The sequence below is a fragment of the Acetobacter sp. DmW_125128 genome, assembly GCF_008704325.1.
GTDB lineage: Bacteria > Pseudomonadota > Alphaproteobacteria > Acetobacterales > Acetobacteraceae > Acetobacter > Acetobacter oryzifermentans.
In genome coordinates, this window is sequence record NZ_VHOP01000038.1 from 31,072 (window position 1) to 42,963 (window position 11,892).

The window sequence follows — 11,892 nt, forward strand, 5'->3', positions numbered from 1 at the left end:
AAAAGCAGCACTTGGCAGGCACCACTGGTGGTGTTGCCAAAAAGTGAAAACAGGAGGTTCGTTCAAACCATGAGCACAGCCACAGCAAAAGAAGCCCATATCAAGGAATATCTTGGCACGCCAACAGACCTGAAGGCCGATAAGGTAAAGGCCGTAGCAGGTGGTTTGTCCGAAGTTCTGGCCGATGTGTTTGCCCTGTATATTAAAACCAAGAACTTTCATTGGCATATGAGCGGCCGCCACTTTCGGGATTACCACCTGCTTTTGGATGAACAAAGCCAGCAGATTTTTGCCATGACAGACCCCATGGCCGAACGCGCCCGCAAGATTGGCGGCACCACGCTGCATTCTGTAGGGGAAATTGCCCGCAAAACCAAGATTTCTGATAACGATGCCCTCTACGTAACACCCGAAGACATGCTCTCAGAACTGCGGGAAGATAACCTTACACTCACCAAACGCCTGCGCGCTGTGCATGCTATTGCATCCGATGCCGGGGATGTAGCCACAACCAGCCTGATTGAAAACTGGATTGATGAAACCGAACGCCGCACGTGGTTCCTGTTTGAAAGCACGCGCCCGGTTTTTGGGCATAACGAATAAATATGAACGCAAGCATCTAAAAGTTTTCAAAAAGATCTTTCTGAAAAGCGGCCCATATTTGGGCCGCTTTTTATACTGTACAATATTAGAAACAAATAAATTGCATAACATTTATTAAATTTGTAAATTAATATCATATAATTCATTGTTATATCAGTGATTTTTAGAAAAACATTCCTGTATCACAGCATTTACATATCGAATATTCAGATGAATATGAAATATAAATTATTAAAAATCGTTCTTATTCGAAGTAAATATTTTTCTATTTCCTGTTTTGATAATATTTTCATAACTTTGTTGTTTAGAGAATATTAATGTATTTTTGGAAGAATATTAAATATTTCTTATCCAAATTGTGGATTTGAAGCCAACTGCATATTCAAGGCTCAAGAACATGGCAGATGATGTAACAACCGTTTCCACCAATACAAGTTGGACAAACTACAACGGCGGCGGCACGCAATCCACTGATACCCCACCAGATAACGCGACAGCCGGTTTGGGCACAGGCCCAACGCTGAACGTAACCAATGGTGCGTTGCTTGAAATTTCAGGCTACCTCAACCTCAATGCGGCAACCATTAATATTACAGATGGCGCCACTGTTTCTGTTGTGCCTGCTCTTATTGGTGGAGATCTCAGCAACGCGGCTGGGGGCACCATTAATATTGATGGCGGCACACTTACCGTAAGCAATGAATTCAACGGTAATCAGGCCGTTTACAATATTACCAACGGCACATTATCCGTTGGTAATGATTTTAACGGCAACCAGGCTGTTTACAATATTTACAAAGGTGGCGTGCTAGATGCAGGCACCAATTATTCCAACATCAATGCTGGACGCTTTAATATTGAAGGCGGCACGGTTATATTCTCTGGCATTGCCAATATTGATGGCGGCAACAAAGTTGATTTCCACAACATCCCCGGTGGGCAACTTGTTATTGGCAGCACATCTTTAAGCGATCTTTCAGGAGATTCCCTGAATGTCGAAAACTTTGTATATGGAGACCAGATCAAGATTGCCTCCAGCACATCTTATAGTGATGATGCGCTGTCCACTGCCGTAAGTGGGGATGATCTGCTTATCCAGTCCACCGTTGATGGTAAAACCACCACGGTTGTAACCATTAAAGGGTATGCAACATCTTCCGCCGCCAATGTAGAGCCCGCCCCCACCGTAACCTACAGCGATGGCTACATTCTGTTTGGTGAACAGAGTGATACAGGCGCATGTTTTCTGGCAGGCAGCATGGTGCGCACCCCGCAGGGTGATGTGGCAGTGGAAGACATTCAGGCAGGTACAGATATTTTTGTATATGACTGGAAAAACAACACAGAAACCACACAGCAGGTTATCTGGGCTGGGCAGGCCTTTACTGTTGTAACCCCCAGCCTGCCGGATGATGAAGCCGGATACCCCGTACGCATTCTAAAAAATGCTTTGGCAGATGGCGTACCTAACAAGGATATGCTGGTAACGGCAGAACATTGCCTGTTCTTTAACGGGCAGTTTGTGCCTGCGCGTATGCTGGTAAATGGCGCTTCCATTTTTTACGATAAATCCATCACGTCTTATCCATATTACCATATAGAAACAGCAGACCATGCCGTAATCTCGGTAGATGGTGTGCTCACAGAAAGCTATCTGGATACAGGCAATCGCCGTAGCTTCCGCCAAAATGGCACGGTTGTGCAGTTACATAGCAAAACGCGCACATGGGCAGAAGATGCCGCCGCCCCATTATGTGTGAATGTTGATTTTGTAAAACCGCTTTTTGATAAATTCAAAAATCGCGCAAGCCATGTAGCAGGCAGCCAGACACCAGCCGCACCCGCCACCTTAACAGCAGACCCCAACCTGCACCTTGTTACGCAAACAGGGGCTGTTATCCGGCCAGTACGCTGTGCCAACCAGCATTACAGCTTTATACTGCCGCCGGGCACGCAGTCTGTTCAGATTGTTTCCCGCGCAAGCCGCCCGGCTGATGTGGTTGGGCCTTTTGTGGATGATCGGCGCCTGTTGGGTGTTGCTGTGGCTGATATTCAACTTGTAACAGCCCGTAAGCGTGCAACCCCCATTACAGCGCACCTTCAGCCTCACAAACCGGCTGGCTGGCATAATATGGGGTGGGCCGAATGTGCATGGACAAACGGCAACGCCACCCTGCCGCTAGATACACAAACAGACCGTAACGAAATTGCCATGCTGTCCATTACCCTACAGGCAACGGGTGTTTACCCGCTTGTAGAAGACGTGCAGCCAAACGCGCAGATACGTTCTGCCTGATAGGTTCTCAAACCTTTCAGCTATCATAAAAGAGGCCCTGCTTTTACAAACAGGGCCTCTTTTTATTTTGTAATTTTTCTAGAACTGCACAGTTGGGATAGGTGTTTTCTGTGCCACCCACATATCAGGCGGGATTTAAAAAATGCTCTGCCTGCATGATATAATAGGGTTTTGGCTAAACACGTTATTCCCCTTTACTGTTCAGCCCTTTTTCCTGCCGGTAGCGGTCATAATACTCACCAGCCATGCGGCGCAGGGCGGCCCCAATGGCAGCGTATTGATACTCGTTCAGGTTGGCCAGCGAGGCACGGGCCGAGGGGCGTTTTACGGCAAAGCCATCACCTGGCAGCAGCACAACGCCTGTTTCCTCTGCAATACGGAACAGGATTGTCTGATAATCCATACGTGTCATCAACCAGCGGGCAAAGCGGGTGCCGTAAAGCTGTGTCACCACATTTACCAAATCTATCAGCGTGTAATAATGCGTGCTGCCAGCATCATCCGGGGCTTTTACGCCCAGATCTCGATACAAGGCCAGTTCGCGCCGGTGCAGCAAACGCTTAAGGGCGTTTTTATACGCATCCCGCCCATCTATTAACGCAAACAGGGCAAACAGCACCATTTGCACCTGCTGCGGGGTAGAAAGCCCTGCTGTATGGTTAAGGGCCACGGTGCGGCTATCTGCCACCAGCCTATCCAAAAACTTCAGGCCGCGCACATCTGGCGTAAGCGAGGCATAGCGTTTATCCAGCTCAACCTTTTCGGCTTCTGGCAGCGCCGCCAGTGCCTCATCCAGCACGTTTTGTTCGTGCATGGCAATCACACCCAGACGCCAACCCGTAGAACCGAAATATTTGGAGAAGGAATACACCAAAATAGTATTATGCGGGCAGATGGCATAAATAGAGCGGAAATCATCTGCAAACGTGCCGTACACATCATCTGTTACGATAATGAGGTCTGGCCGTTTTTTAACAATCTCGGCAATGCGGGCCAGCCCTTCATCACTTATCCGCACAGATGGGGGATTGCTGGGGTTAACCACCAGAAAGATCTTAACAGATGGATCAAGCAGTTTATCCAGCTCTTCATCCGGGTATTGCCAGCCTTGTTCCGGGCAGGCGTTAATGGCCACTTCCTGCAACTGGTAATCACGCAGTTCGGGAATTTCTACATACGGAGTAAACACCGGCATGCCGATGGCCGCTTTATCACCCGGATTGATCAGCCCGTTTTCACGTAGCGATGCAAAAATATAGCTAATGGCCGCCGTGCCACCTTCCAGCGCAAACAGGTTTGTTGTGCTTTCTGGCATGGTGCCGCCTGCCATTTCGTGCAGCAGGTAATGGCGTACCACTTTTTCCGTATAACGCAGCATGCGCGGCGGTGTGGGGTAATCACAGCCTAAAATACCGGATGTAATTTCCAGCAAAAATTCATCTGCGGGCAGGCCAAGCTGGTCGCGCACATAAGATACGGCACGGCGCAAAAAGGAAATACCCGGCACGTTCTGGTTATCTGCCAAAAATGCCTCAAACCGTGCCTCTATGCCCTCACGCCGGGGCACACCGCCTACGCCTTCTGCCATGTAGGAAAAGGTTAAAGCAGAATCTGCCGCGGCAAACATGCCAAGCTGAAAAAACCCTTGCCGGGGCAATGTTGCCAGAAAATTGGGGTTGCCACGCCCGGCATCCAACATGGCGCGCTGGGCACGACCAGAGGCCAGCTTTATAAGCTCATCTTTCAGTTCAAATGGGCTGAGATGACGAAATTTTTGATACGCATCTGGCGTGGTAGACATGCGGGGTTTCCTTCCTGCGGAACTTCTTGCCATCATCAGCTTGCATGTCCTGTTCTATTATGACCAGTGGGAAAGTGTAAAAAAACAGCGGTTTGGCCCCTTGCATGAGGTGCAATTACACTTCCTCGTTCGGGGGGAGAGGTGCGGAAAGGCGGCTGGCTACAGCCAGAAGCACCGCCGTAATGGGGGAGGCAAAAATAAAACCCCACATACCCAAAAACGCACCAAAAATTGTTTGCGAAAGAATGGTGAGCGCAGGCGGCATCCGCACCGCACGTTTTTGAATGAAGGGAGACATCACATACCCTTCAAACGTCTGGATAGCAGCATACAGGCCCGCCACCATCATGGCCTCACGCGGGCCAACGGAAAGTGCAATCAGCAACGCAGGCACGGCCCCAATAAACGTACCCAGATACGGCACAAAATTGGCCAGCCCCGCCACCAGCCCCAAAGGCAGCGCCAACGGCATGCCCAGCAGGGAAAGGCCGCTCCATGTCAGCATGCCCACAACCGTCATATCCAGCATCTGGCCCGCCACCCAAGCGGTTAGGGCGTGGCCGGTTGTAAGCAACACAGTGCGCATGGTGCTGCGATAGGCTACAGGCGTTATGCGCAAAATGCCGTTGGCATACAGGTGGGGTGAAAGCGCAAAATACACCCCGGCAATAATAATCACCACCATGGTGCCAACCGAACCAAAGGTGGATGTCAGCACGTTAGTCATGGAGCCAGCAAAATCCATGCCACCTTCTGAGCCTGCACGCCCATCTGGCACCATGTTGCCACCCAAAAAGCGCGGGAAGTGATCTAGCACCGCATGGCCCAGCGGGTTGCTGTCCAGCATGTTGTGCAGGGCATCACGCTCGCTGGTAAGGGCTTCATGCAAGTGCGAAAGCTGCACTGTCAGTTCCGGGCCGGACACATGCACCACAAGGGAAAGCGCGCCCACAAGCACCAGCACAAACAGCATGACAGAAAGCCACTGCGGAATATGCAACAGGCGGGAGATAATGCGGGCCGCAGCATGCAGCACCACCGCCACAAGAGCAGAGGCAAACACCACCATCACCACCGCGCCGCCAGAGCTTACAAACAGCCCGGCCGCCGTAACCGTTACCACCATAACGGCCAGCCGGTAAAAGCGGCGCACCGTGTTTTCCAGCTTGTGAACAGATGCTTCCAGCCCCGCAAACTGCGGCGCCTCAGGCACATGGGCCGTAGAAGCGGCTGGCGTTGGAGCGTGAGGGGGTGGGGCGCTGCTATCTGGCGGTTGCACGGCGTGTTTTCTCCTGCCTGCGGGGCGGAAGAACACAGGGCGCACTGCACCCTCTGCCAACCACCGGCATTTGTGCCGTTGTGCTGCAAAATGGCACCGCCCACACCCTTTTTTCTTGCAACGCAGGCTAAACGTGGCGGGCCACCCTGCCTGTTTTGCCTGTTAACGTGCCAGACATGCAAAAGGGCCACCCCACCGGGCAGCCCTTATGACAATGAGGCATATTTTTTAAAAACGATGCCTTATTTTTTGCGCGTGGCAGCAGAGGGCGGTACACCCAGCCAGCTTTCCATAACGGCCACGTTGCGCATGTTGGCCTTAAAGGCAATGTCCAGCAGATCACCCGCCACAGGCACCACATCCACGGCGGCTTCTATGGCAATATTGCTTATCATACGCAGCAGCAGTTTGGGGGGCAGGCCCATGCGCCATGCCTCCCACACCACATAAAAGGAAAGCAGGCCCATAACCGTGCTGCCACCGCCGGGCACCAGCCCCACAATGGCATCTGCCCCTACCCTTACGCGGGTGCCGGGCAGCCTAATGGCGGCATCCAGCAACCACGCAAAACGGCGCGCCCGTTTAAGGCGGCGCAATGCATCCGCAGAGGGCTGCCCGTGTGCAGACTGCCCACTTTGGAAAGAGGAAAACCCGGTATGAGCCAGAGCATGTGTTGTCATGCTCCCTCACGTAAGCAGCAGGCATGCTGCTTTCAAGAGGCCCAGCCGCTTGTATGATCCATAGCGGAGGCGCCTCCAGCAGAAGTTGCCCGTTGCGGATCTGGCCTAAAATCCAGCGCCAGACCATTCATGCAATAACGCTGGCCGGTGGGGGGTGGGCCATCAGGAAAAACATGGCCCAAATGCCCTTCGCACTGTGCGCAATGGGCCTCTGTGCGCACCATGCCGTGGCTGGTATCTTTGTGCGTGGCAACGGCGTGGGGTTCTGCCGCCCAAAAGGAAGGCCAGCCACTACCACTTTCATACTTGGTGTGAGAGCGGAACAGCAGCGCCCCACAGGCCGCGCAATGATACGCCCCCTCGCGCTTTTCATGATTCAGTGGGCTGGACCCGGGATACTCCGTTCCGTGGCCAAACAGAATCTGCTCCTGCTCTAGGGTAAGCGGGCCACGCGGGCCGCACCCACCGGCACCGCAGCTGCCTGACAAAGAATCTGACATGGCTAATCGCCTTTCCTGCCGTGTTTACAGTTGCATGTTACGGCACCAACAACGTGCATGGCTATAGTTTGGCACCTTCACACTCTAGCGACTGCCAAAGACAACGCCGCCACAAAATACAGCCTACCCCATTGCATGTACACATCTATACCGGCACCACATGGCGTATGGTTAATGCACTCTCCCCCGCCCCTGTTCTGGTTTTGCTACGAGATGATTACCGCGTGGCTGATAACCCAGCCCTGCACGCGGCCTGCGCAACGGGGCAGCCCGTGCTGTGCGCCTATGTGCAGGATGCCGCCTTGCAGGATGCCCCCACCACCCGCATTGCAGGTTGGGCGCAAGCCGCGTGTGCGCAACTGGCCACCAGTTTGCATAAACAGGGGCAGACTTTGTTAATGTTATCCGGCCCAACGCGGCTTTCTGTTCCCGCATTGGCGCAAGCCATAAATGCTACAGATGTGTTCTGGAACCGTCGGTATGATGCGCCGGGCATTGCGGCGGATACGGATGTGCATGCCAGCCTGAAAAAACAGGGGGTGACAGTACACTCCTGCACCGGCCGTTTGTTGTTTGAACCCTGGGCCATACGCACGCAGGCGGGCCAGCCATACCGTGTGTTTACCGCATGGTGGCGCGCCGCGCGGGATTTGCCAGAACCGCCGCCGCCACTGCCAGCACCAGACATGCGCGGTAAAAGTTATGTGCCTGCTCGCACCCTCAATTTGCCAGAAGGCGTGCGCCTTGGCCGCGTTGGCACGCAAATGCCCCCTACTCTGCCCGGCTGGACAAGCGGAGAACAATGCGCCCACACCAACCTGCACCGGTTTATAGAAAACGCGCTAGAAGATTATGAAACGCAGCGAGACAGAACCGATGCCACACATGGAACATCTCTGCTTTCACCTTATATTCGGGTGGGGCAGATTTCTGTGCGTCAGATCTGGCATGCCATCCGCCATGCTGCACACCTGCACCCACAACTGGCCACAGATGCCGAAAAGTTTTTGGCAGAACTAGGCTGGCGTGATTTTGCGTGGATGCAGATGTTCACCACACCAGACCTTGCCACCCGCAACCTGCGCGCCGAATTTAACCACATGCCGTGGCGCACGGATGCCACAGATCTGGCAGCATGGCAGCAGGGGCAAACGGGGTTCCCGCTGGTAGATGCCGGTATGCGCCAACTGGCCCGCACGGGCTGGATGCACAACCGCGTGCGCATGGTTGTGGCCTCCTTTTTAACCAAACATCTGCTGACAGACTGGCAGAAAGGAGAACGCTGGTTTTATGCACACCTGTTGGATGCAGATGCCGCCGTAAACGCCATGAACTGGCAATGGGGCGCTGGCACAGGCATTGATGCGGCACCGTGGTTCCGTATTTTTAACCCGGTGGGGCAATCTGAAAAATATGATCCATTAGGCCAATATATTCGTACATGGGTGCCAGAACTGGCGGCGCTGGATAACAAAACCATCCACACCCCTTGGAAAAGCGCGCAACGTTTAAATTACCCGCCCCCGATTGTAGACCTTAAGCTGGGCCGCCTACGTGCATTGGAATGTTGGAAAAACCTGCCCAAATAGCACGCGATCATTATAAAACAGGCCCCACCCCGGTAGAGGTAGAGCCTGTTATTGCCCTTAACTTTTGAAATCAGGCAGAAAAAACCTGTGCTTTTTGGTCTGCCTCATGCAGCAGGTAAGGCCCGGCGGCACGAATGGTCATGGACAGAAGGCCCATTTTACCTTTGGTAAAATCACCCATAGGCAGCACGGCGTTGCCGTTTGTCCATGCGCAATCTGTCCAATCGGTATCATGCCAGCCTTCGGGCTTTTCCGCCTGAAGATGCGCTGTAATGGTATGCAAGTTTTTGGCTGTGATAAAATGCACATCCGCCACAGCTACGCCCATCTGGCGCCTATCATCCACAAACGGCCCGATAACATCAGCCGGGCGGCTGGCGCGGGAGACAATGCGCACAGACTGCGTATGAGCTGGCAGCATAAAGCTGTAACGCTGGCCATCCTGCCGCACTGGCCGAATAATTGCCCCTGCCTGCGTAACCAGATGCAGGTTGGAATCTGTGACCATAACAGCCTGTTCTACTGGCACATGGCACCCAGTTACACTGTTTTCACGCGCTTCTAGCTTGTAGAACAGAGGTTCAACAAAAGCGCGATCCACACAAAGTGGAGCGCCGGCATCTTTTGTCCAGTTCCGCACAGCGCCGCGCAGGGTTGCCACCTTGCCTTCCTGACGGAAAGACGCACGGTTGCCCGTATCCAGATAGCTTTCTGTGAGCATACCATCCGCAGTGATAACCGAATGCTGTGCTGTTTCTACATGGTAGTAATCATAGGAGAGAATAGACTTATCGTAAAAAATGGATACACCATTTACCAACATCCGCACTGGCACAAACTTGCCATCAAAGAACAAGCAATGTTCTGCGGTAATCAGCATATCCTTGTAGGGCACGCCATCTGCAATGGCATCTTTAAGAATACGCACCGGGTAGCCTGCCTCATCATCCGGCAGGCCTGCGCGCACCACGGCATGCGCCTTGCCAACCCATACAACCGGACGCGTGATGTCTTTGTTGTTTTTCCAATCGAACGTAACAACCTGATCACCAATCTGGATATCTTCCACCGCAACATCCCCTTCGGAAGTGCGGATCATGCTGCCAGCAAGAAAGCAAACAACAGTAGTGGCATTCAGATAGGTTTTGCCATCTACGTTTGTAACCGTAAAAGTGGAGCCTTCATTAGCAGCAGGCAACTGAAAGGATGCTGTGCCCTGAATGGGCTGGCCATTATCTGTAAGGGTATACACACCATCTTTATACGTAACACCATCTGCAACTGTGCCATCCAGCACAATGGTATCGTTTACAGAAATGTTGGTGATATACTGAATAATAGTCAGGTTTGTACCAGCCCCGACTTCGATTGTTCCATTGCCGCCGGAAAATTGGATCTGCCCCGGCACGTTGGAAGAAACACCATCCAACAAAAGCGTGCCACCATTACCAACCACAACGGTGGAACCTGTTGCAATTTTATCTGAGTTATCAAGCGTTAATGATGCACCATCTGAAACGGTAACTGTTGCAGTGCTACCGGACGCTTCCCCAACATTCCAGCTAGTTGCTGTAACAACAGCATTATTAGTTATAGAAATAGTGCCTGTAGTTGCTTGAGTAGGATCAGAAAGCGGAACTGTTGGCGTGATGTAAGCAGTCCCGATAATACTGCCGCTTTCATTAATGCTGATAACGCCGTTGCTGTCTGGCTCGATAACCGACTGACTTCCGTTGGTCGGCTTAAAGATAATCGACTCAGCCATTTGTTGTACCCTTTTACATGGTTTGCCTGCGCCGATTACGCTTTGTTTGGAAAATATCATCCACTACCATATGGGGTGTGTTTGAAAAAAAATAATTATACCAAATGGTATATTGCGTTTGTATCGCATTAACTTATTGTGCGCGTGCCGTTGAGGGCAACCGTGTACTCTTTGAGTAAGTATTACTTAAAAATGGATATTCACAGACATGCTTTCAGAAATAATAAAAAATATATACGCAACTATTGACAATAGAAGTCTATGGAAAAAATCACTCGCCACTATTGCAGAATACTGTAACGGCAGCAATGAAGGTGGGGCAGCACTGGTTCCTTTAGACCCAGATTGTATTCAATGGCGTTATGGAAGCAGCAAAAACGAAGAATCTGACTTACTTTATTACTCTCAATGGAGCGGAAAATCTCCGCTAAGATCATACAAACCCCAAAGTATGCCCGGAGATTTTTGTTATATAGACGATAGTTTTCTAACAGATAAGGAGCTTGATCACTCTCCATTTTATCAGGAATATCTCAAAGATTTTGGCGTCCGCAGGCTACAGAATTGCCTTTTTGAAAATTTTCGCGGTAAAAAATTTCTTTTATCCATACAAAACCCAATCGACGCCCCAGCCGATACCCTTTCAACATCCAAAAAAAAGCTGATCACGCTTATTCCCCATATTATACAGGCTATAAATATAGGGGATAACTTCTATTATAACAAAAACACAAAAGATTGCTTTCAATGCCTTATCGACAATATGCCGTATGCTATTGCCATTTTTGATAAACAAAACAATATTTTATTTGCAAACCATAAGATGATAGATATGGAACAATATGGCATTTTTATTATAAACAATAAAATCAAAAACAAATATGAAGATTCTAAAATAAAAATAGAAAAATTGTTAAACTCTACTGAAAAGGATACATATGTTACGTTCTCAACAAAATCACAGAAAAAATTTATTGCGAAAATCGGCTTTTTCAACAACATTAAAAAAAACAATCAGGATATTTCTCTTCTTTTCCCAAAATTCCTTATTATTCATGATTGCCATATCAATAAGAATACAGAAAAAATACTTAAAAACTTCTTTCTTTCTCCTGCACAATCCAAAATTTCTTGCATGATTGCCAATGGGCTTCCTGTAAAGGAGATAGCTAAAACGCTTAATATTACTGAAGGCACAGCCAGACAAACTATTAAGGAGGCTTTTACTCGTCTGGATATTAACAGTCAGGTCAAGCTTGCTTCCTTCATAAAGGACATAGATTGTTTGCCATAATTATAGCCGCATAACATCAAACCCATACATAGCCAAACCGGACAGGCAGATATGGTGCCTGATAATTTCATCTCACGCCAAGGCA

Annotated in this window: 9 protein-coding genes; 4 read left to right on the forward strand and 5 right to left on the reverse strand. The window is 50.4% G+C overall.

Going from position 1 to position 11,892, the window contains the following annotated elements; translation table 11 throughout:
• The first annotated feature begins 69 nt into the window (after positions 1-69).
• Positions 70-603: a Dps family protein gene (locus FKW19_RS11660; RefSeq protein WP_019089540.1), complete on the forward strand. Its 534-nt coding sequence runs from the start codon at positions 70-72 to the stop codon at positions 601-603.
• A 397-nt stretch (positions 604-1,000) separates the two neighbouring features.
• Positions 1,001-2,899, forward strand: coding sequence for a Hint domain-containing protein (locus FKW19_RS11665; protein ID WP_089178593.1), 1,899 nt, complete (start codon positions 1,001-1,003; stop codon positions 2,897-2,899).
• 184 nt (positions 2,900-3,083) lie between these two features.
• Here FKW19_RS11665 and FKW19_RS11670 read toward each other — a convergent pair whose 3' ends face one another.
• The 4 genes from FKW19_RS11670 to msrB all read right to left on the reverse strand — a co-directional run bounded on the left by FKW19_RS11670 (position 3,084) and on the right by msrB (position 7,159).
• Entirely contained in the window at positions 3,084-4,700 is a 1,617-nt protein-coding gene (locus FKW19_RS11670; protein WP_035351046.1) for a bifunctional aspartate transaminase/aspartate 4-decarboxylase, read from the reverse strand.
• Positions 4,701-4,815: 115 nt separating this feature from the next.
• Entirely contained in the window at positions 4,816-6,024 is a 1,209-nt protein-coding gene (locus FKW19_RS11675) for an AI-2E family transporter (RefSeq protein ID WP_089179878.1), read from the reverse strand.
• Positions 6,025-6,221: 197 nt separating this feature from the next.
• Positions 6,222-6,659, reverse strand: coding sequence for a DUF4112 domain-containing protein (locus FKW19_RS11680; RefSeq protein WP_006116992.1), 438 nt, complete (start codon positions 6,657-6,659; stop codon positions 6,222-6,224).
• 32 nt (positions 6,660-6,691) lie between these two features.
• Complete coding sequence (msrB, locus tag FKW19_RS11685; protein WP_089178592.1) at positions 6,692-7,159, reverse strand: peptide-methionine (R)-S-oxide reductase MsrB; 468 nt, start codon at positions 7,157-7,159, stop codon at positions 6,692-6,694.
• Positions 7,160-7,326: 167 nt separating this feature from the next.
• Between msrB and FKW19_RS15760 the strand changes: the two genes are divergently transcribed.
• Positions 7,327-8,748 (forward strand): deoxyribodipyrimidine photo-lyase, encoded by a 1,422-nt coding sequence (locus FKW19_RS15760; RefSeq protein WP_089179877.1) that lies wholly within the window; start codon positions 7,327-7,329, stop codon positions 8,746-8,748.
• 70 nt (positions 8,749-8,818) lie between these two features.
• Here FKW19_RS15760 and FKW19_RS11695 read toward each other — a convergent pair whose 3' ends face one another.
• The gene (locus FKW19_RS11695; protein ID WP_150150534.1) at positions 8,819-10,513 is read right to left on the reverse strand and encodes a Hint domain-containing protein; all 1,695 of its coding nucleotides are present in this window, start codon (positions 10,511-10,513) and stop codon (positions 8,819-8,821) included.
• A gap of 208 nt (positions 10,514-10,721) precedes the next feature.
• Between FKW19_RS11695 and FKW19_RS11700 the strand changes: the two genes are divergently transcribed.
• Positions 10,722-11,807 carry a helix-turn-helix transcriptional regulator gene (locus tag FKW19_RS11700; RefSeq protein WP_089178590.1) on the forward strand — a complete coding sequence of 362 codons (1,086 nt, stop codon included), beginning with the start codon at positions 10,722-10,724 and terminating at the stop codon, positions 11,805-11,807.
• Positions 11,808-11,892 lie beyond the last annotated feature (85 nt).

Coding starts and splice junctions, on each gene's coding strand:
- FKW19_RS15760 (WP_089179877.1), top strand. CDS start 7,327: ATGGTTAATGCACTCTCCCCCGCCCCTGTTCTGGTTTTGCTACGAGAT.
- FKW19_RS11695 (WP_150150534.1), bottom strand. CDS start 10,513: ATGGCTGAGTCGATTATCTTTAAGCCGACCAACGGAAGTCAGTCGGTT.
- FKW19_RS11665 (WP_089178593.1), top strand. CDS start 1,001: ATGGCAGATGATGTAACAACCGTTTCCACCAATACAAGTTGGACAAAC.
- msrB (WP_089178592.1), bottom strand. CDS start 7,159: ATGTCAGATTCTTTGTCAGGCAGCTGCGGTGCCGGTGGGTGCGGCCCG.
- FKW19_RS11680 (WP_006116992.1), bottom strand. CDS start 6,659: ATGACAACACATGCTCTGGCTCATACCGGGTTTTCCTCTTTCCAAAGT.
- FKW19_RS11660 (WP_019089540.1), top strand. CDS start 70: ATGAGCACAGCCACAGCAAAAGAAGCCCATATCAAGGAATATCTTGGC.
- FKW19_RS11670 (WP_035351046.1), bottom strand. CDS start 4,700: ATGTCTACCACGCCAGATGCGTATCAAAAATTTCGTCATCTCAGCCCA.
- FKW19_RS11700 (WP_089178590.1), top strand. CDS start 10,722: ATGCTTTCAGAAATAATAAAAAATATATACGCAACTATTGACAATAGA.